The 20,163-nt window shown below is 65.2% G+C and carries 23 protein-coding genes; 7 read left to right on the forward strand and 16 right to left on the reverse strand.

The genetic code is table 11. From position 1 onward, the window contains the following. Positions 1–8 precede the first annotated feature (8 nt). A complete protein-coding gene (locus tag ACNJYD_RS28415; protein WP_439363956.1) occupies positions 9–1,496 on the forward strand; it encodes an HWE histidine kinase domain-containing protein in 1,488 nt (495 codons plus the stop codon). Here ACNJYD_RS28415 and ACNJYD_RS28420 read toward each other — a convergent pair. Continuing rightward, positions 1,493–1,714: a hypothetical protein gene (locus ACNJYD_RS28420; protein WP_439363957.1), complete on the reverse strand. Its 222-nt coding sequence runs from the start codon at positions 1,712–1,714 to the stop codon at positions 1,493–1,495. The two genes, ACNJYD_RS28415 and ACNJYD_RS28420, sit on opposite strands and share 4 nt — an antisense overlap. Before the next feature lie 153 nt (positions 1,715–1,867). Here ACNJYD_RS28420 and ACNJYD_RS28425 point away from each other — a divergent pair, with 153 nt between their 5' ends. Together ACNJYD_RS28425 and ACNJYD_RS28430 are read left to right on the forward strand one after the other, a co-directional pair. Then, positions 1,868–2,131 carry a hypothetical protein gene (locus ACNJYD_RS28425; protein ID WP_439363958.1) on the forward strand — a complete coding sequence of 88 codons (264 nt, stop codon included), beginning with the start codon at positions 1,868–1,870 and terminating at the stop codon, positions 2,129–2,131. A 95-nt stretch (positions 2,132–2,226) separates the two neighbouring features. Continuing rightward, positions 2,227–2,469 (forward strand): hypothetical protein, encoded by a 243-nt coding sequence (locus ACNJYD_RS28430; RefSeq protein WP_439363960.1) that lies wholly within the window; start codon positions 2,227–2,229, stop codon positions 2,467–2,469. 96 nt (positions 2,470–2,565) lie between these two features. On the opposite strand, the gene ACNJYD_RS28435 is transcribed toward ACNJYD_RS28430, so the two are convergent. Further along, complete coding sequence (locus ACNJYD_RS28435) at positions 2,566–2,787, reverse strand: hypothetical protein (protein ID WP_172787311.1); 222 nt, start codon at positions 2,785–2,787, stop codon at positions 2,566–2,568. A 115-nt stretch (positions 2,788–2,902) separates the two neighbouring features. On the opposite strand from ACNJYD_RS28435, the gene ACNJYD_RS28440 reads away from it, so the two are divergent. Continuing rightward, complete coding sequence (locus tag ACNJYD_RS28440) at positions 2,903–3,097, forward strand: DUF3072 domain-containing protein (protein ID WP_439363961.1); 195 nt, start codon at positions 2,903–2,905, stop codon at positions 3,095–3,097. A 168-nt stretch (positions 3,098–3,265) separates the two neighbouring features. After that, on the forward strand, positions 3,266–3,574 hold the full coding sequence (locus ACNJYD_RS28445) for a DUF6496 domain-containing protein (protein WP_439363962.1): 309 nt from the start codon (positions 3,266–3,268) through the stop codon (positions 3,572–3,574). A 6-nt stretch (positions 3,575–3,580) separates the two neighbouring features. On the opposite strand, the gene ACNJYD_RS28450 is transcribed toward ACNJYD_RS28445, so the two are convergent. After that, a complete protein-coding gene (locus tag ACNJYD_RS28450) occupies positions 3,581–3,943 on the reverse strand; it encodes a hypothetical protein (protein WP_172787308.1) in 363 nt (120 codons plus the stop codon). A 263-nt stretch (positions 3,944–4,206) separates the two neighbouring features. Beyond that, positions 4,207–5,742, reverse strand: a complete 1,536-nt coding sequence (locus tag ACNJYD_RS28455; protein WP_439363964.1) for a Do family serine endopeptidase — start codon at positions 5,740–5,742, stop codon at positions 4,207–4,209. Positions 5,743–5,947: 205 nt separating this feature from the next. On the opposite strand from ACNJYD_RS28455, the gene ACNJYD_RS28460 reads away from it, so the two are divergent. Continuing rightward, on the forward strand, positions 5,948–6,784 hold the full coding sequence (locus ACNJYD_RS28460; RefSeq protein ID WP_439363966.1) for a universal stress protein: 837 nt from the start codon (positions 5,948–5,950) through the stop codon (positions 6,782–6,784). A 21-nt stretch (positions 6,785–6,805) separates the two neighbouring features. Here the strand turns inward: ACNJYD_RS28460 and ACNJYD_RS28465 are convergent, their stop codons facing one another. The 10 genes from ACNJYD_RS28465 to ACNJYD_RS28510 all read right to left on the reverse strand — a co-directional run bounded on the left by ACNJYD_RS28465 (position 6,806) and on the right by ACNJYD_RS28510 (position 18,027). Then, on the reverse strand, positions 6,806–7,018 hold the full coding sequence (locus ACNJYD_RS28465; protein WP_172787305.1) for a hypothetical protein: 213 nt from the start codon (positions 7,016–7,018) through the stop codon (positions 6,806–6,808). Between the two features lie 168 nt (positions 7,019–7,186). Beyond that, a complete protein-coding gene (locus ACNJYD_RS28470; RefSeq protein WP_439363967.1) occupies positions 7,187–9,043 on the reverse strand; it encodes a putative bifunctional diguanylate cyclase/phosphodiesterase in 1,857 nt (618 codons plus the stop codon). 245 nt (positions 9,044–9,288) lie between these two features. Beyond that, positions 9,289–10,026 carry a ribulose-phosphate 3-epimerase gene (gene rpe / locus ACNJYD_RS28475; protein WP_439363969.1) on the reverse strand — a complete coding sequence of 246 codons (738 nt, stop codon included), beginning with the start codon at positions 10,024–10,026 and terminating at the stop codon, positions 9,289–9,291. Continuing rightward, complete coding sequence (gene cbbX, locus ACNJYD_RS28480) at positions 10,023–10,958, reverse strand: CbbX protein (protein ID WP_439363971.1); 936 nt, start codon at positions 10,956–10,958, stop codon at positions 10,023–10,025. The genes rpe and cbbX overlap by 4 nt, the downstream gene beginning before the upstream one ends. Before the next feature lie 97 nt (positions 10,959–11,055). After that, positions 11,056–11,460 (reverse strand): ribulose bisphosphate carboxylase small subunit, encoded by a 405-nt coding sequence (locus tag ACNJYD_RS28485; protein ID WP_212254651.1) that lies wholly within the window; start codon positions 11,458–11,460, stop codon positions 11,056–11,058. Positions 11,461–11,471: 11 nt separating this feature from the next. After that, positions 11,472–12,932 carry a form I ribulose bisphosphate carboxylase large subunit gene (locus tag ACNJYD_RS28490; protein ID WP_172787300.1) on the reverse strand — a complete coding sequence of 487 codons (1,461 nt, stop codon included), beginning with the start codon at positions 12,930–12,932 and terminating at the stop codon, positions 11,472–11,474. Between the two features lie 38 nt (positions 12,933–12,970). Further along, positions 12,971–14,053, reverse strand: a complete 1,083-nt coding sequence (gene fba, locus ACNJYD_RS28495) for a class II fructose-bisphosphate aldolase (protein WP_439363972.1) — start codon at positions 14,051–14,053, stop codon at positions 12,971–12,973. Positions 14,054–14,065: 12 nt separating this feature from the next. Continuing rightward, the gene (gene tkt, locus ACNJYD_RS28500) at positions 14,066–16,084 is read right to left on the reverse strand and encodes a transketolase (RefSeq protein ID WP_439363974.1); all 2,019 of its coding nucleotides are present in this window, start codon (positions 16,082–16,084) and stop codon (positions 14,066–14,068) included. Between the two features lie 16 nt (positions 16,085–16,100). Further along, positions 16,101–16,976 carry a phosphoribulokinase gene (locus ACNJYD_RS28505; RefSeq protein WP_035716173.1) on the reverse strand — a complete coding sequence of 292 codons (876 nt, stop codon included), beginning with the start codon at positions 16,974–16,976 and terminating at the stop codon, positions 16,101–16,103. Between the two features lie 13 nt (positions 16,977–16,989). Further along, the gene (locus tag ACNJYD_RS28510; RefSeq protein WP_439363975.1) at positions 16,990–18,027 is read right to left on the reverse strand and encodes a class 1 fructose-bisphosphatase; all 1,038 of its coding nucleotides are present in this window, start codon (positions 18,025–18,027) and stop codon (positions 16,990–16,992) included. 118 nt (positions 18,028–18,145) lie between these two features. On the opposite strand from ACNJYD_RS28510, the gene ACNJYD_RS28515 reads away from it, so the two are divergent. After that, the gene (locus ACNJYD_RS28515; protein WP_172787296.1) at positions 18,146–19,123 is read left to right on the forward strand and encodes a LysR family transcriptional regulator; all 978 of its coding nucleotides are present in this window, start codon (positions 18,146–18,148) and stop codon (positions 19,121–19,123) included. Positions 19,124–19,365: 242 nt separating this feature from the next. Here ACNJYD_RS28515 and ACNJYD_RS28520 read toward each other — a convergent pair whose 3' ends face one another. Beyond that, positions 19,366–19,563: a hypothetical protein gene (locus ACNJYD_RS28520; protein ID WP_172787295.1), complete on the reverse strand. Its 198-nt coding sequence runs from the start codon at positions 19,561–19,563 to the stop codon at positions 19,366–19,368. 132 nt (positions 19,564–19,695) lie between these two features. Next, entirely contained in the window at positions 19,696–20,112 is a 417-nt protein-coding gene (locus ACNJYD_RS28525) for a DUF4118 domain-containing protein (protein WP_260382643.1), read from the reverse strand. Positions 20,113–20,163 lie beyond the last annotated feature (51 nt).

Here is a 20,163-nt window from a genome sequence, read left to right on the forward strand (position 1 = left end):
ACCCGCGTATGGACCAGGAAAAGGTCAACATCCTGCTCGTCGACGATCAGCCGGCCAAGCTGCTCGCCTATGAGGTGATCCTGAAGGATCTCGGCGAGAACCTCGTGATCGCCTCCTCGGGCCGCGAGGCGCTGGAGGTGCTGCTCAAGACCGAGATCGCGGTGATCCTGGTCGACGTCTGCATGCCCGAGCTCGACGGCTTCGAGCTCGCCGCGATGATCCGCGAGCATCCGCGCTTTCAGAAGACCGCGATGATCTTCATCTCAGCCATCCAGGTCAGCGACATCGACCGGCTGCGCGGCTACGAGATGGGCGCGGTCGATTACGTGCCGGTGCCGGTCGTGCCGGAGGTGCTTCGCGCCAAGATCAAGGTGTTTGCCGAGCTCTACCGCAAGACGCGCGAGCTCGAACGGCTGAACCACGAGCTAGAGGACCGCGTCCGCGCCCGCACCGCGGAACTGGAGGCTTCCACCGCGAAGCTGCGCGAGAGCGAGCAACGGCGCAGCATGGCGATCGCGGCCGGCAAGATGGGGTCCTGGGACTGGGACTGGATCAGCGGCGATTGGATGTGGGACGAGGGGCAATACCGCATCTTCGGCGTCAGCCCCGAGGATTTCGAGGTCACTCCGGGCAGCGTTCAGGCCCTGTTGCACCCCGACGACGTCGATCAGTTGCGCAAGGCGATCGCCGAATTCAACAAGGGCACGCGCGCCTACGAGACGGAGTTTCGCATCGTGCGGCCCGACGGCGAGGTGCGCTGGTGCGTCGGCACGGCGGCTGCGACGACCGACGAGAGCGGGCGCGTGGTGCGGGTCAGCGGCGTAACCGTCGACATCACCGAGCGCAAGCGGGCCGAGGAGCGGCAGAACCTGCTGGCGCGGGAAGTCGATCACCGCGCCAAGAACGCGCTGGCGCTGGCGCAGTCGATCGTGCGCCTCACCCGGGCCGACGAGGTCAAGGCCTATGTCAATGCCGTCGAGGGGCGCATCAATGCACTGGCGCGCGTGCACACCATCCTGTCGCTGTCGAGCTGGCAGGGCGCCGAGCTCTCCAGGCTGATCGACGAGGAGCTTGCGCCCTATTCGCTCGGCGGCCAGATCAAATTGGCAGGGCCCGAAGTTCAGCTGGTGCCGGCGACGGCCCAGACGCTGGCGCTCGCATTGCACGAGCTCTTCACCAACTCGGCCAAGTACGGCGCGCTCTCGACCCGATCGGGGCGGCTCGCGATCGACTGGCAGGTCGACGCCGAGCGGCTCACGCTGAGCTGGGAGGAATCCGGCGGTCCCCTGGTCAAGACCCCGAAATCGCGCGGCTTCGGCACGCGAAGCCTGCTTGCGAGCATCGAGTCCCAGCTTGGCGGACAGGCGCAGTTCGATTGGCGCGCCGAGGGCCTGTTGTGCCGTCTGGAGGTGCCGTTGACACGCAAGAGCGCGACGACCGCAACCGGCAAGTTCGACACCGCAGGCGCTGCCGAATTGCAGCGCGCATCCGGCTAGCCGGACGCTGCGCTCGTCATGCGCTGAGCCGTGCGCGGTTCGCGCGCGATACGCCCTTCGAGCCAGGCTTCCGTTCGCGCGAGATCGCGCAGCGCCCTCGCGTAGCGGCGAGCCGCGCTCCGCTCCGCGCCACGCGGGAGCTTGCGCGCCTTGCGCAGGATGTCCGCGGCTGCGTTGCGATAGGCCAGCGAGCGGTAAAGAAAGGCGACCTTACCCATGTCGATGTTCCCCGTCGATGTTCCCGTTTTGCCGGCGCTCATCTTGGCAAGCCCGGCATGAACGCCGGATGAAGCGGGCGATGACAATTCCTTCAGCGGAACGGAACCAGGGAATCACGAGCGCGTTGGCGTGGCAGTTCGGGATGCCGTGGCATGCGCACCAACAACAAGAAGTCGTCCGAGCTGATCTCTGCCAGCGGCCTTATCAGGCTGATGACGCATGCAATGATGGGCGCAGCGCTCGGCCTCACCTTCAGCCTCACGCTCGTCCTGTCCAATCCAGCCGTGGCCAACCTGCTGAACAACGGCGGGGGCCAGGCCGCGACGGTCTTCGCCCTCACCTTGGTGACGACCTTCGCGATCGGCGCGACGCTCACCGGCGCCGTGTTCATCCTGACCGAGGACAAGCAAACTTGAAGCGTGCGTGACGTACGGAAGATGCCTTGCCGGGAACTCCTGCCGCGAGGCGCGGTTTGCTGCCTGCGTCAATTTAACACAGGGAGTTCCCCCGCATGAACACGACCAAGCTCGCTCTCGCCGTCATGCTAGCAACCGGCCTTGCCGCCACGCCGTTCGCCGCCCAGGCCAAGTCGCACAAGGCCAAGCATGGATCCTCGACGTCATCGTCGCAGACCACCGGCGCCAACACCAAGTCTTCCAAGGGCGCTGACCCCACGGGCCAAGGCGGCGCCGGCCCGGGCTCCGATCAGAGCGGCACCATGACGAACAAGGGCAGCATGACCAACACCAAATAGGCGCTCCCAAATCATGGAGGGCCCCGCCATTGCGGGGCCCTCTGTCTTCCATCTCATCTTGGGGTCGGCACTTGGCGGTATCCGGCGCCAACGATCTCAGCGGCGCTCGGCTGCGCGCGCGGGATTGCCGCCTGTCTTCACGGGACGAAGGCGCACCCGGTCGCGGACGTCAGGCAGAACGTCGCTGCCGCCGGCCGCCTTCCATTCGGCAATCAGGAGGTTGATTTTCCGGCGCAGGTCCATCTGCGCCAGGGCCCTTTCCGTGCAGTCGCGATCGCGCTCGACGAGGTCGCGCACCGACGCCTCGACGTCGGCCATCTCAAGCCTCAAGGCTCTGATTTTACGTCGAATTTCATTAATTCTGTTGTCCATGGCTTGTTAGAACAAAATAAGAACATATAGTCAAGTCACGATTTCAGGACGGAGACGCCAGATGCAGGTTCAAGGTAAATACGACGCCAGATTTGTACTTGGCGAGCAGATGACGCGGGCGCAGGGCCTGAAGCTGAAGCGGCTGAGCGATGAGGCCTATCAGCCCGGCCAATATTCGCGGGATCTGTCCTTCGGCGAGGCCGCACGACGCATCCAGGCGCTGGAAGCGGAGATCGAGCTGGCAAATTCCTTCTAGAGCATGATCGGGAAAAGTGTGCAGCGGTTTTCCGAAGAGATCATGCTCGAACAATAGCCTAAAGCGCGATGACGATTCATCCTAATCGCATCGCCCTTTAGCTGCGCCGCCCGCGCTCCCGGAACCATGGTTGTGCCGAATGGTTCTCCTCGCCGAGGGAGAACATACATGGCACGCAAGGCAAAGAAACGCCGCTACTCAAGCAGCTCGGGCAGCGATGTCGCCAGCGAGATGCGGCGCTACAAGAAGGGCACCGCGAAGAGCGGCCGTGGCGGGCGCGGCGGCCGCGTCAAGAGCCGCAAGCAGGCGATCGCGATCGGATTGTCGAAGGCACGCAAGAAGGGAAAGAAGGTCCCGAAGAAGGCTTCGACGCGCAAGAGCGCCAAGAAGACGTCCAAGAAATCGTCGAGGACGTCGTCCAGGAAATCATCGAGCAAGAAATCATCGAAGCGCAAATCATCCAAACGGTCGCGCTGACCGGTCTCAGATCATGCTCCCAGGCATGAAGCAGCGGATCGAAATCCCGAACGCAGTCTTGACCGGCCACACCATGGTGCGGCCAGCCCGGTTCGGCTCGGTGATGACGGCTTCATCCGGCACATCGATCCACTGCCCGTCGAGGCGCACACGGTAACGCCCGTTGTGCGACTCCCAGTCGGGATCGGCGACGGCGAAACCGTCCGCATCAGAGCAGCACGGACCGAGATGGCTGCGCAAACTGTCGAACCATGGCTTCAGAGGGGAATCCGCGTAGCGGCCGTCGTCGCGCCCGAGGGCGTTTCCGCCTGAGAGCACCAATGGCGCCACCAGCAGCGCACTCCTCAGCGAGACCTTCAATCGATCCATGTCGGCACCGATCTCATGTGAACCACCGGCGAGTTCCAAAAATCGCCGCGAGGTTCGAAGTTCCACGCTTGCAACCCCTCTCAGCGGCGACGTTGCCGCAGAGCACCGAGGCACCTGGCGAGTGTGATCAGCGAACACGGCTTTTTCGGACGCACCCGGTCACCCTACCTGCCGTTAACGAGAATGTTATCGGACCTGGCGAGCTCGTGTGCGAAAGGCGGCCCGAGGCCGCCTTTCTGGATTTGTAGCGGTCGAGGTTCGCGTCAGGCGAGTGGCACCGCGACGAAGCGGGTGGCCTCCGCGCTTCTGATCTGCAGCAGCACGCTGCGCTTGCCCGACGATTTGGCCTGCGCCAGCTCGGAGCGCACCTCGCCGACACTGCTGACAGCCTTGCCGCCGACATTGACGATGACGTCGCCGGTCCGGATGCCGCGTTGCGCGGCCGGGCCTTGCGGATCAACCTCGGTGACGACCACGCCGTTCTGGCCTGCGCCCTGAACGTCACCTGCCGGCGCCAGGCTGAGGCCGAGGCGCGGCATGCCGGCACCCGGCTGCCCCATGCCCTCGTTGCCCTTGGCCTGCCGCTCGTTCGGCAACTCGCCGAGCGCCAGGGTCACGGTCTTGCTGCCACCCTTGCGGAAGACATCGAGCTTCACGGACGTGCCCGGCGCCAAGCCGGCGATGGTGCGGGCGAGATCGCGGGAATCCTTGATCGCGGTGCCATTGACGGCGGTGATGACGTCCCCCGCCTCGATGCCGGCCTTCGCCGCCGGGCTGCCATCTTGCGGATTGTCGACGATCGCGCCGCGTGTCTCCTTCAGGCCGAGGCTGTCGGCCATATCCGAGGTCACCGGCTGCACCTGCACGCCGAGCCAGCCGCGGGTCACCGCGCCCTTGTCCTTCAGCTGCGCGACGACGAGCTTGGCGGTCGAAGCCGGGATATCGAAGCCGATGCCGACCGAGCCGCCCGAGGGCGAGAAGATCGCAGTGTTCACGCCGATCACGTTGCCGCTCATGTCGAAGGCCGGGCCGCCGGAATTGCCCTTGTTGATCGGCGCATCGATCTGGATGAAGTCGTCATAAGGACCATTGCCGATATCCCTCCCGCTGGCCGAGACGATGCCCGCGGTCACGGTGCCGCCAAGACCGAAGGGATTGCCGACGGCGACCACCCAGTCGCCGATGCGCGGCTTCTGGTCGGAGAAATTGACGAACGGAAAGTCCTTCTTGCCCTCGACCTTGATCAGCGCGAGATCGGTCTTCGGGTCGGTGCCGACGACCCTCGCGGTGTAGGTCGTGCCGTCGTCCATCGTCACCTGCACGGACTGGGCGCGATCGACGACGTGATTGTTGGTCACGGCATAGCCGTCCGCGGAAATGAAGAAGCCGGAGCCTTCGCCCGTGATCATCTGGTGGCGCTGGCGCGGCATGCCGTTCGCACCGCCCGGGAAGCGGAAGCCGAACTGCCGCGAGAACTGGTCGAACGGCGTGTCCTCGTCCGAATCCATCCGGTTCTGCTGCAGCATCGCGCTCTTGTCGTTGTCCTGGTCGATTTTGACCCGGACCGAGATCACTGCGGGTTTGACCTTGCTGACGAGATCGCCGAAGCCGGGCGGCGTCGCGACGGCTTCGGCCGCCTGAGCCGGCGCAATCAAGGAGGTGATGCCGTACGGCGAAGCGCCCGGCGCAATGGCCAGGGCGGCCACGCCCAGCGCGGCCACGGTGCCGAGCAGCGCGAGCCGGCGCGGCCGCAAGATGTTGCGAGACGTGGTGATGTCGGAATTGACGCGATCGTTCATGTCGAAATATCCATGTTGAGCAGGTGTCGCCTTGCCCTCAACATGGTCGCTGCCACCTTACGGCGTCCCGTCCGTCCGATTAAATCTCGGCAAAGAATGGATGAGCGGGCGCAGCAGGCTATCCCGAGGTTTGATGCAGCTCAACGCGCCGCCTTCGCGCAGTGAAAAACTGCGACCATCCGATGATGCTCAGCGGAGGCGCGCCATGTACAAAGACATTCTCGTCCACATTCCCACCGAACGTCCCATGCGTCCTGCGATCGAGGGCTCGATCTCGCTCGCGGCGAAGTTCAACGCGCATCTCGACGCGGTCGCGGTCGGCTATGTCGCCACCAGTGCAGCCTACGTCATGGAAGGTGGCGCGGCCGTGGCGGCCGTGTTCGAGCTGGAGCGCGAGCGCGCCGTGGAGCGGGCCGAGGCTGCGCTCGCGGTATTCAAGAGCGAGGCGGCGAACGCCGGCATCTCCTATACCTGCCACGCGCTCGGCGCGATCCCGGTGGATGCAGCCGGCTCGCTCGGCGAGATCGCGCGTTTGCACGACCTCAGCATCGTGCTCCAGCCCGATCCGGCGCAAGGCGCGTTCGACAACGACGTGCCCGGCGAGATCCTATTCCAGGCGGGCGGCCCGGTGCTGTTCCTGCCCTACACGTTTCGAGGAGCCTTCAAGGCGAACCGGATCGGCATCTGCTGGGACGGCAGTCGCCTTGCCGCCCGCGCCATGCGCGACGCAGCCCCGTTCCTGGCCCGCGCCGAAGAGATCGTGATCATCAGCGTCAACGAGACCGACGCCGTCGCCGGTGAAGCTTCAGCACGCGGCCTGGCCAGACATCTCGGCCGGCGCGGACTGTCGACCCGCATCGTCGGCCGGACGGCAACCCGCGCCGACATTCAGCCGATCATCCTGTCGCTGGCGGCCGACGAGAGCCTGGATCTCCTGGTGATGGGCGGCTACGGCCATTCGCGATTGCAGGAGCGCGTTCTCGGGGGCGTCACCCGCGCCATGCTGGAAGCCATGACGGTCCCGACGCTGATGTCCCATTGAGGCGAGCCCGGCTTGGCGCCGTCACGCCGCGACGGGAGCTTTCCATGTCTCCGGCGCGGCGGCGTCTTTGTCGCGGTGCACATTGCACGCGTCGAAATGCGCCTGGAGCTCGATTTCAGCGAGATATTCGAAATGTTCGGCCTGGCCGAGGAGTTCCCAGGTCTGGAGCGGCCGGTATGCCGCCTGCTGACGGCAGAGGGACGCCAGCGCCCGGTAGCGACGTACGTTCTCCATGAGACCCTCCCTCGCGTTCACAGGCTTATTCTCCTGATTTGCGTCAGGCCGATGGCGCTTATGCAAAACATTTGCTGCGCGCTCAACGCGCCTAAGCCAAGTTAATTTTCGAGAAGCGCCGGTAAGGATTTTTGTTCCAAACGTCCGCTTGGAACTGTGTGCCCGACCCTAGGCGTAGAGGCGGCGCTCCACGGCGACGCCGACCAGGTCGAGATAGCGTTCGATCAGGTCGGGACGGCCGACGAGATAGCCCTGCATCTCCTCGCAGGCCTCGCGCGCCAGAAAAGCACGCTGGGCTTCCGTCTCCACCCCCTCGGCAACGACCGGGATCTTCAGCGCGTGCGCCAGGCTCAGGACGGCGCGGACAATTTCGGCCGATTGCGGCGTCGCCTCCAGGTTGGAGATGAAACTGCGGTCGATCTTGATCTTGTCGAACGGGAACGACTGCAGATAGGACAGCGAGGAATAGCCGGTGCCGAAATCGTCCATGGCGATGCGGATGCCGAGCGCCTTCAGCCGCCGCAGCAGATCGAGCGCGCGGGTGAAATCGCCGATCAGCACGCCCTCGGTGATCTCGACCTCGAGCCGCGTCGGCGTCAGTCCCGTCTCCAACAGGATCTGGTGGATCGAGCGCTCGAGATCGCCCGCCTGGAACTGGACCGGCGACAGATTGACCGCGACCTGCAACGGCCTGGGCCAGGATGCCGCCTCGCGGCACGCCTCGCGCAGAACCCATTCGCCGATCTCGACGATCAGCCCGTTCTCCTCGGCGAGCGGAATGAACTGGTCCGGCGGCACGAAGCCCCGCGTCGGGTGATTCCAGCGCAGCAGCGCCTCGAAGCCGATGACCTCGCCATCCACCCGCGCCTGCGGCTGGAAATAGACGAGGAGCTGGTTCTGCTCCAGCGCCTGCCGCAGATCGTGCTGCAACAGCCTGCGGTCGCGCAGCTCCTGGTCCATCTCGGATTCGAAGCAGCGGACCCGGCCCCTGCCCTCGCGCTTGGCGCGGTAGAGAGCCGAGTCGGCGTTGGCAAGCAGCGTCGCCGCGTTCACGCCATCGTCCGGATAGAACGCGATGCCGACGCTGAGGCCCACATGGGAGAGATAATCGTCGACCTCGAGCTCCTTGCCGATCGTCTCGACCAGACGTTCGGCCAGCGCCAGAACATCCTCACGGTTGGCATCGTCGGGCATCAGGATCATGAACTCGTCGCCGCCGATGCGGGCGACGAAGGCGCCTTCGGCTTCCGCGGCAAGCCGGTCGGCCGTTGCCCGCATCAGCATGTCGCCGACAGGGTGACCGAACACGTCGTTGACCTCCTTGAAGCGGTCGAGATCGAGGCTCAGCACGGCGAAACTGGTCGACGCCTCCTGCGCCCGCTCCAGCCGTTCGTCGAGCGCCGCGGCGAAGGCGCTGCGGTTAGGCAGGTCCGTCAGCGCATCATGATATGCCAGGTGGCTGATGCGTTCCCGGGTGGTGACGCGCTCGGTGACGTCCTCGATCACGCCGACCAGATATTGCGGATCGCCGGCGTCATCCGTGATCAGCATTTTGCGTGAATTGACGACGCGGTCGTGACCCTTGACGCCTATTTCGAGCAGGTGCTCCTCGAGGAACATCGGCATGCCGCTGGCAACGACTCGACGATCCTGCTCGTTGACGATACGGGCGACGTCGGCCGGAAAGATCTCGTCGGGTGTCCGGCCCAGCATCTGTTCGCGGGGCATGCCATAATAGCTCTCGCCGGCGCGGTTGAGCAGGATGTAGCGCGAATCCTTCGCGCATTTCGCGAACACGGCGATCGGGATGTTTTCGACGATAGTGTCGAGGAACTCCTGCGTCCGCAGCAGATCTTGCTCGACCTCATCGTGCGTGTGCGCGCGTGCCTCGATCATTCGCTGGCGGTCGCGCTCGCTAGCCACATAGGCCGCGCTGACGAGTTCGCCCAGCTTGACCACGTCGACTCCTCCGCTGGCGTCTGTGGCGCAGCGAAGCTGCTCGGCGAACAGGCGATGCATGCTCATGGCATCGCCTCGCGCCGCGTACAGGCCTCATGCCTGCCAATTTGCTGGATCCGCATCCCCGCGCTCTCTCGCGTTCCTGGACCGCAGACTGCGACGCACAGCATTGCCCGGGCGTTAATCGACGCTTCGCGTCAAACCCGGTTGGTTACCCCGGCCTGAAAGACTTGCCCGCTAACTTCGTCGAAAGTGCCACGGCTTGGGACAACCGGCACGCCGGATCTTCCGATGCGTGAACCTCCCGTAGTCTACCGGATACGGCCTCCATCGCTTACGCGCTTCGGCTGTACGGAACTATGTTGCAGTTTCGGAACCCGTCCCGCCTCCGCAGCGATCCGAATGGCGGCGATGTTGGCGGCATAGTCCGCGCTGCCCTTGCCGCGGAACACGGCGGACCCCGCCACCAGCGTATCGACACCGGCGGCGGCAACCGCAGCAGCATTGTCGCGCGTAATGCCGCCGTCGACTTCGATCCGGATCTGCCGATCGCCGATCATGCTGCGAATGCGCCGGATCTTGTCGAGCTGGGATTCAAGGAAAGCCTGGCCGCCGAAGCCCGGATTGACCGTCATCACCAGCACGAGGTCGAGACGATCGAGCACATATTCGATCGTGCTCTCCGGTGTCGAAGGACACAGGCTGACGCCGGCTTTCTTGCCGAGCGCCCGGATCGCCTGGAGCGAACGGTCGAGATGCGGACCCGCTTCGGCGTGAACAGTGATGACGTCAGCGCCCGCCTTTGCGAACGCTTCGAGATAGGGATCGACCGGTGCGATCATGAGGTGCACGTCGAAGACCTTCTTCGTCAGCGGCCGAATCGCCTTGATGACGTCAGCACCAAAGCTGATGTTGGGGACGAAATGGCCGTCCATGACATCGCAATGGATCCAGTCGGCGCCGGCCGCGTCGATCGCCGCGATCTCCTCACCGAGACGCGCGAAGTCTGCGGCCAGGATCGAGGGAGCAATAAGGATCTCGCTGGTCATGCCTTCACGCTCCTTTCCGCGACCGGACCGCCGCTGAAGACGCGGCTTGCAAGGACATCCGCCGGGTCGATGGTTTCGAGGTCGGCGACATCGAGCATGCGATCGAGATCGGACACCAGCCGATCGGCCTGCCGCAGGCGGATGCGGTCGACGGCGTTGCGGATCGAGCGCGCATTGGAGAAGAACGGCTGCGTCCGGCGCAGCGCGATGTATGTCTCGAACGCCTCGCGCGCCGCGGCCGAGAAGCGATAGCCGCGCTCCTTCAGCATCAGCTCGGCAATGACGAGCAGCTCGGCCTCCGCATAGTCAGGGAATTCGATGTGGTGGGCGATGCGCGAGCGGAAGCCGGGATTGGAGGCGAAGAAGCTCGTCATCCGCTCGCCATAGCCGGCGAGGATCACGACCAGGTCCTCGCGCTGGTTCTCCATGACCTGGAGCAGGATCTCGATCGATTCCTGGCCATAGTCGCGCTCGTTGTCGGGACGATGCAGGTAATAGGCCTCGTCGATAAACAGCACGCCGCCCATCGCCTTCTTCAGGATCTCCTTGGTCTTCGGCGCGGTGTGGCCGATATACTGGCCGACGAGATCGTCGCGCGTCACAGAGATCACTTGCCCGCGCCGCACGAAGCCGAGCCCGTGCAGGATCTTGGCCATGCGCAGCGCCACGGTGGTCTTGCCGGTGCCGGGATTGCCCGTGAACGACATGTGCAGCGTCGGCGGCGCCGATGCCAGCCCCGCACGCTGCCGGATGCGCTCGATCAGCAGCAGCGAGGCGATCTGGCGCACGCGGTTCTTGACCGGCTTGAGCCCGATCAGCTCCTGATCGAGCTGCTGCAGCGTCTCGGTGATTCCGGCCGCTTCAGCCTCCTTGCGGAGATCAAAATGAGACTCGCTGTGTTCGGTCGTGGTTGCGTAGGGGACATCGAGCATGGCTACCCTCGAAGAAAAGAGCTTCGCCGCGGGAGGCGGCGAAGCAGTGGTCCGCCAGGATACGAAGCAGGGAGAGCTTCGCGCGGAAGCGGATGACCTAAGCTGGTGCGGGCGCCGGCTTTCGAGCCGTGGTGTAGCGGATCGCGCGACCGCCGACCTCCTGGCGCACCAGCTCGAACTCCGTCTCTTGCTTCGGCCGGTTGACGAGGAAGGAGATCCGCACCGATTCCCAGCCGTGGCTGGAATCGAAGCCGCTGATGCGGATGTAGCGGTCGCTATAGACCCTGCGGCACTCGGCGAGCTCCATCATCACGCCGGCGGCGTCCTGGAGATCGAACATCGGCAGGCCCCACATTTCCCAATAGGTGTTGCGGGGATGCGGATCGTCGGTGAACTCGATGTTCACCGCCCAGCCATTGGCGAGACAGTACTGCACCTGGCTGGTGATCTGCTCGTCGGTCAGATCCGGCAGGTACGAGAAGCAGCCCTGGGTGATCTTCATCTCAAATCTCCTCAGACGGTTTCCAGCGCCGTCGGCACGAAGTCCGGCGTGTCGGTGGATTGATAGTTGAAAGTGACGTCCTTCCAGACCTCGAGCGCGGCCTTCAGCGGCGTGCAGGTCTGGGCTGCCTTGGCCAGGATCTCCGGGCCTTCGTGGACATAGTCGCGGCCCTCATTGCGGGCGAGGATCATCGCTTCCAGCGCCACGCGATTGGCGGTCGCGCCGGCCGCAATGCCCATGGGATGGCCGATCGTGCCGCCGCCGAACTGCAGCACCACGTCCTCGCCGAGCAGGTCGAGCAGCTGGTGCATCTGCCCGGCATGGATGCCGCCGGAAGCGACCGGCATCATCTTGTTGAGGCTCGCCCAGTGCTGGTCGAAGAACAGGCCGTGCTCGAGCTTGGTCGGATTGAAATCCTCGCGGCAGACATCGTAATAGCCGCGCGTGGTGTTGGGATCGCCTTCGAGCTTGCCGACCACGGTGCCGGCGTGAATGTGGTCGACACCGGCGAGCCGCATCCATTTGGCGATGACGCGGAACGACACGCCATGGCTCTTCTGCCGCGTATAGGTCGAATGACCGGCGCGATGCAGATGCAGGATCATGTCGTTGCGGCGCGCCCACTTCGCCATCGACTGGATCGCGGTGTAGCCGATCACGAGGTCGATCATGACGATGACCGAGCCGAGCTCCTTGGCGAATTCCGCGCGCTCGTACATGTCCTCCATCGTGCCCGCGGTGACGTTGAGATACGTCCCCTTCACCTCGCCGGAAGCTGCCTGCGCGCGGTTCACCGCCTCCATGCAGTAAAGGAAGCGATCGCGCCAGTGCATGAAGGGTTGTGAGTTGATGTTCTCGTCGTCCTTGGTGAAGTCGAGCCCGCCCTTCAGCGCCTCATAGACCACGCGGCCGTAGTTGCGGCCAGAGAGCCCGAGCTTCGGTTTCACAGTTGCGCCCAGCAGCGGCCGGCCGAACTTGTCGAGCCGCTCGCGCTCGACCACGATGCCGGTCGCCGGTCCCTGGAACGTCTTCACATAGGCGACCGGAAAGCGCATGTCCTCGAGGCGCAGCGCCTTCAGCGGCTTGAAGCCGAACACGTTGCCGATGATGGAGGCCGACAGGTTCGCGATCGAGCCCGGCTCGAACAGGTCGAGATCGTAGGCGATATAGGCGAAATACGAGCCCGGCGTGCCCGGCACCGGATCGACTCGGTAGCATTTCGCGCGATATTTCTCGGCCGCGGTCAGGCGATCGGTCCACACCACTGTCCAGGTCGCGGTCGAGGATTCGCCTGCCACAGCAGCTGAGGCCTCGATCGGGTCGACGCCCTCTTGCGGCGTGACGCGGAACAGCGCGATGACGTCGGTGTCCTTTGGCGTGTAGTCGGGCTCCCAATAGCCCATGCGCTTGTACTCCATCACGCCGGAGCGATAGCGCTCTTTGCCGCGGACCGTGCCTGCATGTGCGTTCATGTCTCTCTCCTGCTCTTTTCACTCTTCTTGCTGATTGGTTAAGCGGCAACAGGCTCGCGGGTGATGCGCGGGTCCAATTCGCCCGCCCGATAGCGCCGCGCCATCTCGCTCATCGGGACCACCTTGATCCTGCTGGCATGGCCCGCGGTGCCGAACTGCTCGAACCGCTCGCGGCAAAGCTCGCGCATCGCGTCCATCGCCGGCTTCAGGAACTTGCGCGGATCGAACTCGGAGCGCGTTTCCGCGGCCACTTTCCGGAACACGGCGGTCATCGCGAGACGGCAGTCGGTGTCGATATTGACCTTGCGCACGCCGCTTCGGATGCCGCGAACGATCTCCTCCACCGGCACGCCCCAGGTCTGCGGCATCTCGCCACCGAACTGGTTGAACATGTCCTGCAGCGGCTGCGGCACCGAGGAGGAGCCGTGCATGACCAGATGCGTATTCGGCAGCCGGCGGTGAATCTCCTCGACCACCCGCATCGCCAGGATGTCACCATCGGGCTTGCGGCTGAACTTGTAGGCGCCGTGCGAGGTGCCCATCGCAATCGCCAGCGCATCGACCTTCGTCGCGCGGACGAAGTCGACGGCCTGGTCCGGATCGGTCAAGAGCTGGTCGTGGCTGACCTTGCCCTCGATGCCGTGGCCATCCTCCTGCTCGCCGCCGCCGTGCTCGAGCGAGCCGAGCACGCCGAGCTCGCCTTCGACGGAAGCGCCAACCCAATGGGCGAGATCGACGACGCGGCGCGTGATCGCGACGTTGTAGTCATAGTCAGCCGCCGTCTTGGCGTCGGCCTTGAGTGAGCCGTCCATCATGACCGAGGTGAAGCCATGCGCGATGGCCGAGGCGCAGGTCGCTTCGTCATTGCCGTGGTCCTGGTGCATGCAGAGCGGGATGTCCGGATAGGTCCGCTCCAGCGCGTCGATCATGTGCGAGAGCATGAGATCGCCGGCATAGCTGCGCGCGCCGCGCGAGGCCTGGATGATGACGGGCGCATCGACCGCAGCCGCCGCCTGCATGATCGCGATGCCCTGCTCCATGTTGTTGATGTTGAACGCCGGCACGGCGTAGCCGTGGCTGGCAGCGTGATCGAGCAATTGGCGAAGGGTGATACGGGCCACGGGTCGTCCTCCTTATTGGCTCTTGCGGGCGATCGCCCGGCGGGCCGCTTCCGCAATGCTTTGCGGCGTGATGCCGAATTCGCGGTACAGGACCGGCGCCGGCGCCGAGGCGCCGAAGCCCCGCATGCCGACGAATTCGCCGTCAGCGCCGATCCAGCGATGCCAGTCGCCGGCGACAGCGGCCTCGATACCGACACGCGGCGCGGTGCCGAGCACGGCGGCGCGGTAGTCCTCCGGCTGTTCCTCGAACAGTGCGAAGCACGGTGCCGAGACGACGGCGGCGCGAACGTGCTCGGTCGCGAGCAGACGCGCAGCTTCCAGCGCGATGGAAACTTCCGAGCCGGTTGCGATCAACGTCACGTCGCGGCCGCCATCCGGCGAGACGACGAGATAGGCACCGTTCGCGACGCGGTTTCTGCCGCGCGCATCGCTGCGGAAGGTCGGCAACGCTTGCCGCGACAGGCACAGCACGGACGGACGGTTTTCGGAGCTGAGTGCGCAGTCCCAGGCTTCCAGCGTCTCCACCGCGTCGGCAGGACGGAACACCAGGAGGTTCGGGATCACCCGCAGCGCGGCAAGGTGTTCGACCGGCTGATGCGTCGGGCCATCCTCGCCGAGCCCGATGGAGTCGTGCGTCATCACATGGATGACGCGCAGCCGCATCAGGGCGGCAAGTCGGATCGCCGGCCGGCTGTAGTCGGAGAACGCGAGGAACGTGCCGCCATAGGGGATGAAGCCGCCATGCAGCGCGAGGCCGTTCATCGCGGCGGCCATGCCGTGCTCGCGGATGCCATAGTGGATGTAGTCGCCGGTGAATGCACCGCTCCTGACCGGAGCTTGCGCCTTGGCGTGCGTCAGGTTCGAATGAGTGAGGTCCGCGGAGCCGCCGATCAGGCCGGCTATCGTTCCAGCAATGCCGTCGAGCACCTGTTGCGAGGCCTGCCGCGTTGCGAGCTTCGGCCGCTCGCTGGCGAAGCGCTCGCGCAATTTCGCCGCGGCCAGCGCATACGAAGCCGGCAGCGCCACGGCCTTGCCTTCTACGAACAGATCGCGTTGCTCAGGCGTGGCGTTTTCGTAACGATCAAGCCAGGCGAGACGGTCGACCTGCCCGCGCTGCCCGATCATCCGCCACGCCTTGAGCACCGGGATTGGCACCACGAAGGGCTGATAGTCCCAACCCAGAGTCCGGCGCGCCGCTGCCGTCTGCTCGGTGCCGAGCGGCGCGCCGTGCGCCTTCTCGGTGCCCTGCCGATCAGGCGCGCCATAGCCGATGATGGTGCGGCAGGCGATCAGCGACGGTTTTGCGGTCCCCCGCTCCTCCGCAATCGCCTGCGCCACCGCTTCGGGATCATGCCCGTCGACGCGGCGCACCGACCAGCCGGAGGCGGCGAAGCGCGCGAGCTGGTCGTCCGACGTCGCCAGCGAGGTCGGCCCGTCAATAGAGATGCCGTTGTCGTCGAACAGCACGATCAGCCGACCGAGCCCGAGATGGCCGGCAAGCGAGATCGCCTCCTGGCTGATGCCCTCCATCAGGCAGCCGTCGCCCGCGATGACATAGGTGAAGTGATCGACGAGGCCATCGCCATGCCGCGCATTCGCCATGCGCTCGGCAAGCGCCATGCCGACCGCGGTCGCAATGCCCTGGCCCAGCGGTCCGGTCGTGGTCTCGACACCAGGCGTGTGGCCATACTCGGGATGGCCCGGCGTCTTCGAGCCCCATTGGCGGAAGGCCTTGATGTCGTCGAGGCTGACATCGCCGCCGGTGAGATGCAGCAGCGCATAGAGCAGCATCGAGCCGTGCCCCGCCGACAGCACGAAGCGGTCGCGGTCCGGCCAGTTGGGGTGCGCGGAGTCGAATTTCAGGAAACGCGAGAACAGCACGGTTGCGACGTCGGCCATGCCCATGGGCAGCCCGGGATGGCCAGACTGCGCTGCCTCGATGGCGTCGACCGCAAGGAAGCGGACGGCATTGGCGAGATCGTTGTGCGTGACCGCATTGAGGTCGGCTTCGGCGTGGACGGAGATGTTCATCGGAGTCTCTCCCTGTTCACTTCAGGCTGCGCTTGCGCTCGATCAGCTGCATGATCAGCGGCGTCAGGATCAGCTGCATCGCGAGGTCGAGCTTGGCGCCGGGGCACACGATTGAATTGGCGCGGGACATCCAGCTCTGCGGCAGCATCGAGAGCAGATAGGGGAAGTCGATACCGCGCGGGTTCTTGAAGCGGATCACCACCATCGATTCATCAGGCGTCGGGATCCAGCGCGCGATGAACGGATTGGAGGTATCGACCGTCGGCACCCGCTGGAAGTTGATGTCGGTCTCGGTGAATTGCGGACAGATGTAGTGGATGTAGTCAGGCATCCGCCGCAAAATCGTGTCGGTGACGGCCTCGGTCGAATAGCCCCGCGCGCTGCGGTCGCGGTGCAGCTTCTGGATCCATTCGAGATTGATGACGGGCACGACGCCGATCTTGAGGTCGGCATAGCGCGCGACGTTGACCTTGTCGGTGACCACCGCGCCGTGCAGGCCTTCGTAGAACAACAGGTCGGAGTTCTCCGGCAGCTGCTTCCAGTCGGTGAAGGTGCCGGGTGCCGCGCCATGCAGCGCCGATTCCTCGGCGTCGTGGACGTAGTGGCGCGTCACCGCGGTGCCGGTCTCGCCATAGTCGCGGAAGGCGCGCTCAAGCTCCTCGAACAAATTGGTCTCGGGGCTGAAATGGCTGAAGTGCTTGTTGCCGCGCTCGGCCTCCTTCGCCATCTGCGCACGCATCTCGGCGCGGTCGTAGCGATGGAAGGCGTCGCCCTCGATGTAGGCGGCATTGACCTTCTCGCGGAAGAAGATCTGCTCGAAGGTCTTCTTGACCGAGGTGGTGCCGGCGCCGGAGGAGCCGGTGATCGAGATGATCGGATGTTTCCTGGACATGGCGTGACCTCGCTCAGAGCCGGAAGAATCCGCGCCGCGCGAACAGCGGCGCCGAGACGCTGGCGACCAGCAGCGGATCGCAATGCAGCTCCTCGACGCGCCGCACCTCGTTGCTCGAGCCCATGATCAGCGGGACGCGCTGGTGCAGGCTCTGAGCCGATAGATCGAGGATGCGTTCGCGCCCGGTCGAGGCCGAGCCGCCGGCCTGCTCGATGATCATGGCCACCGGATGCGCCTCGTAGGTCAGGCGCAGACGGCCGTCGCCGTAGCCGGGACGCGCATCGGAGGGATACAGGAACACGCCGCCGCGGGTGAGGATGCGATAGGCCTCCGCGACCAGCGAGCCGATCCAGCGCATGTTGAAATCGTGGTTCGCGGGCCCGTCGACGCCGGCGAGGCATTCGTCGATGAAGGCGCGCACCGGCGGATCCCAGTGCCGGCGGTTCGAGGCGTTGATCGCGAACTCCTCGCAGGCTTCGACGATCTGCACGGCGCTGCGCGCGAGGCGGAAGCAGCCCGCCTTGCGATCGAGCGTGAAGATGTCGACGCCTTCGCCGAGCGTCAGCACCAGCGAGGTCTGCGGGCCGTAGGTGACGAAGCCCGCCGCAAGCTGCGCCGAGCCGCGCTGATGGAAGGCCAGTGAGAGATCATCGGGGGCCGGCAGGATCGAGAAGATCGTGCCGACGGTCATGTTGATGTCGATGTTGGAGGAGCCATCGAGCGGATCGATCGCGATGCAGATGCACCCCTGACGATCGACGATCTGGGCCTCGCGCATCTCCTCCGACGCCAGCGCGGCGATCGGCAGCCGGCCGAGGCAGCGGCGCAGGATCGCGTCCGCCTGGACGTCGAGGTCGCGTTGGAGATCGCCGTCGCTGTTGCGCCCGGTGGTGAGGCCCGAGGCGTCGGCGAGATCGCCGCTGGCGATGAGACCGGCAATCTCGATCGCCGCCGCCGCGATGGCGTCGACGGCGCCGGCCACCGCGAGCGCGTGAGGTGCGGTCTCGGAATACCGTTGAAGGTGGTCGTCCAGCCTGAATTGCCCGGTCATCTGCGTCCATCCCCTGGGCCGGTGCCGCATCCGTTCCCTCCACTCTGGAGTCGGTGCGGTCAGTCCCGGCATCAGGAGATTGACAGCGGCGGCTTAATAAGGAAAATTTCTATTCATAATGAGCCTCAAAGAATTTTCTTATAATGGTCCCGGCCATGCGGCGGCCCAGCTCCGGCATTTGACGATCCGGCAGCTGCGCTCGCTCGCGGCGTTGTCGGCCAAGGGCAGCGTGACGGCGGCGTCCGGCCATCTCGGGCTGACCCAGCCGGCCGTGACCCAGCAGCTGCGGCAGCTTCAGGACCTCGCCGGCCTGCCGCTGGTGCAGCGGACCGGCGACGGCATGCTGCTGACCGAGGCGGGCAAGGAAGTGCTGGCGCTGGCCGAACGAGTCGAGGCCGCGATCACGGATTGCCAGGGCGCGCTCGACCTGCTCGCGGGGCGGACCGGCGGCACGGTGCATCTCGGTGCGGTCTCGACGGCCAAGTATTTCGTGCCGCATGCGATCGCGGCGTTCTCCAAGCGCTACCCCAAGATCGAGATCAAGCTCACCATCGGCAATCGCGAGGAGATCCGCGAGGCCATGCACGGCTACGACCTCGACTTCGCGGTGATGGGTCGGCCGCCGGCCGACGTCACCGTCGACGTCCGCCAGCTCGGGCGCAACCCGCACGTCATCGTCGCGCGCAAGGGGCATTGGCTGGAGAAGGATTCCGGCCTCAGCCTGACCGACCTCGTGCACGAGACCTTCCTCACCCGCGAGCCCGGCTCGGGCACGCGGACGCTGATGGAGGGCATGTTCCAGAAGTCCGATCTCGAGCCGATCATCGGCATGGAGATGAGCAGCAACGAGACCATCAAGCAGGCGGTGATCGCCGGGCTCGGCATCGCCTTCATCTCGGCCCACACCGTGGCGCATGAGCTCGCCGAGGGCCGGCTGGTCGTGCTCGACGTCGCAGGCCTGCCGATCGTCCGGCAATGGTACGTGATCCGCCGCAGCGACAAGGTGCTGCTGCCGCCGGCGCAGGCGATGTTCGATTTTCTCGGCTCGGAAGGCTCGAATTATCTGCCCGACGTGCCCGAACTCGGCGGGCGGTAGCCGGCCGGCGCTCAGCTCAACAGCTTCATGGCAAGGGTCGCCGCCAGCACCACGATGATCTGGAGCAGGCGCTCCGTCGTGAAGATGCGGTTGAACGTGGTCATCTTTTGCCCCGGCCGTCGTGAAGTAGATTTCGATCGGCCCGTTGCTAGCACAGAAGGGCGCGGAGACAACTCCGTAATCGCCCCGTGAGGGATCTTGCCTGCGGCGCGCCGGTTCACGGCCGCGCAGGTTGTTAACGATCACGCCGCGAGCGGGACGGCATGGTCCGAGCGCGAGGCGAAATAGGCTTCAAGCTCCGACAGCGCCCGCGCTTCCCACTCCCTCGCCTGCTCCAGCAGCGACCAGCTCTGGCCTGGGCGGAATGCTGCGGTCTGGCGATAGAGCGATGCGATGCCGCGGTAGCGGCGCACGTTCTCCAAGATGGCGTGACCGTTCATGTCCGAAAACTCCCTCGTCATTCCCGCGGGAGAAACTGCGGCCAAATCTTTTTCGAAAAGTTAGCGGCGCGCGGCAAGTCCGCGGATGGTTGCCGGACTGTTGCGCAGCCGCAACGCGCGCGGCGCGATCTATTACGGATTCGTTGCCGCGCTCTCGCCCGAGGGCTTCAGCCCACCGCTTCTGACGATCGTCATCGTGGCGCGGCAGAGATCGGCAAGGCCGATCAGGAGGACTGCGAGAAGACAGAACAGGTTGATGGAATCGGCATTCGCGCTGGTCAGTGCGTTGAACTCGAAAAAGGGCGGGATGAACGCCCACCACACCAGCGGCACCGTGAGCAGCGCGGCCAACGCCGCCGCCGGTGCGCCCGTCATGAGCGCAAGCACGAACAGGCCGGGCAGGAATGCTGCGAAATAGAACTTTGCGCCGAGCACGACGCAGATACCCTGAAGCACGGCCGACATCGCGACGACGGCCAATCCGAGCAGAAACGCCTGCCACGACCATGGCCGTACCCGCGGTACGCCAAACAGCCCCGCACGCTTCATCAGCCTCCCCCTGCCGCCCGTTAACCAGGTGCGTTTGCGACGAAAGTACTA

It is taken from the genome of Bradyrhizobium sp. SPXBL-02, assembly GCF_051853065.1.
In the GTDB taxonomy this organism is placed as follows: Bacteria; Pseudomonadota; Alphaproteobacteria; order Rhizobiales; family Xanthobacteraceae; genus Bradyrhizobium.

Excerpts from the sequence above, each read along its gene's own strand:
- ACNJYD_RS28485 (WP_212254651.1), bottom strand. The coding sequence starts at position 11,460 with ATGAAGATCACCCAGGGCTGCTTCTCGTACCTGCCGGATCTGACCGAC.
- ACNJYD_RS28510 (WP_439363975.1), bottom strand. The coding sequence starts at position 18,027 with ATGACCGGGCAATTCAGGCTGGACGACCACCTTCAACGGTATTCCGAG.
- ACNJYD_RS28490 (WP_172787300.1), bottom strand. The coding sequence starts at position 12,932 with ATGAACGCACATGCAGGCACGGTCCGCGGCAAAGAGCGCTATCGCTCC.
- tkt (WP_439363974.1), bottom strand. The coding sequence starts at position 16,084 with ATGAACATCTCCGTCCACGCCGAAGCCGACCTCAATGCGGTCACGCAC.
- ACNJYD_RS28435 (WP_172787311.1), bottom strand. The coding sequence starts at position 2,787 with ATGGCCGACGTCGAGGCGTCGGTGCGCGACCTCGTCGAGCGCGATCGC.
- rpe (WP_439363969.1), bottom strand. The coding sequence starts at position 10,026 with ATGACCAGCGAGATCCTTATTGCTCCCTCGATCCTGGCCGCAGACTTC.
- ACNJYD_RS28525 (WP_260382643.1), bottom strand. The coding sequence starts at position 20,112 with ATGAAGCGTGCGGGGCTGTTTGGCGTACCGCGGGTACGGCCATGGTCG.
- ACNJYD_RS28425 (WP_439363958.1), top strand. The coding sequence starts at position 1,868 with ATGCGCACCAACAACAAGAAGTCGTCCGAGCTGATCTCTGCCAGCGGC.
- ACNJYD_RS28450 (WP_172787308.1), bottom strand. The coding sequence starts at position 3,943 with ATGGATCGATTGAAGGTCTCGCTGAGGAGTGCGCTGCTGGTGGCGCCA.
- ACNJYD_RS28445 (WP_439363962.1), top strand. The coding sequence starts at position 3,266 with ATGGCACGCAAGGCAAAGAAACGCCGCTACTCAAGCAGCTCGGGCAGC.
- ACNJYD_RS28520 (WP_172787295.1), bottom strand. The coding sequence starts at position 19,563 with ATGAACGGTCACGCCATCTTGGAGAACGTGCGCCGCTACCGCGGCATC.
- ACNJYD_RS28420 (WP_439363957.1), bottom strand. The coding sequence starts at position 1,714 with ATGGGTAAGGTCGCCTTTCTTTACCGCTCGCTGGCCTATCGCAACGCA.
- ACNJYD_RS28430 (WP_439363960.1), top strand. The coding sequence starts at position 2,227 with ATGAACACGACCAAGCTCGCTCTCGCCGTCATGCTAGCAACCGGCCTT.
- ACNJYD_RS28455 (WP_439363964.1), bottom strand. The coding sequence starts at position 5,742 with ATGAACGATCGCGTCAATTCCGACATCACCACGTCTCGCAACATCTTG.
- cbbX (WP_439363971.1), bottom strand. The coding sequence starts at position 10,958 with ATGCTCGATGTCCCCTACGCAACCACGACCGAACACAGCGAGTCTCAT.
- ACNJYD_RS28465 (WP_172787305.1), bottom strand. The coding sequence starts at position 7,018 with ATGGAGAACGTACGTCGCTACCGGGCGCTGGCGTCCCTCTGCCGTCAG.
- ACNJYD_RS28505 (WP_035716173.1), bottom strand. The coding sequence starts at position 16,976 with ATGTCCAGGAAACATCCGATCATCTCGATCACCGGCTCCTCCGGCGCC.
- ACNJYD_RS28460 (WP_439363966.1), top strand. The coding sequence starts at position 5,948 with ATGTACAAAGACATTCTCGTCCACATTCCCACCGAACGTCCCATGCGT.
- ACNJYD_RS28470 (WP_439363967.1), bottom strand. The coding sequence starts at position 9,043 with ATGAGCATGCATCGCCTGTTCGCCGAGCAGCTTCGCTGCGCCACAGAC.
- ACNJYD_RS28515 (WP_172787296.1), top strand. The coding sequence starts at position 18,146 with ATGAGCCTCAAAGAATTTTCTTATAATGGTCCCGGCCATGCGGCGGCC.
- ACNJYD_RS28440 (WP_439363961.1), top strand. The coding sequence starts at position 2,903 with ATGCAGGTTCAAGGTAAATACGACGCCAGATTTGTACTTGGCGAGCAG.
- ACNJYD_RS28415 (WP_439363956.1), top strand. The coding sequence starts at position 9 with ATGGACCAGGAAAAGGTCAACATCCTGCTCGTCGACGATCAGCCGGCC.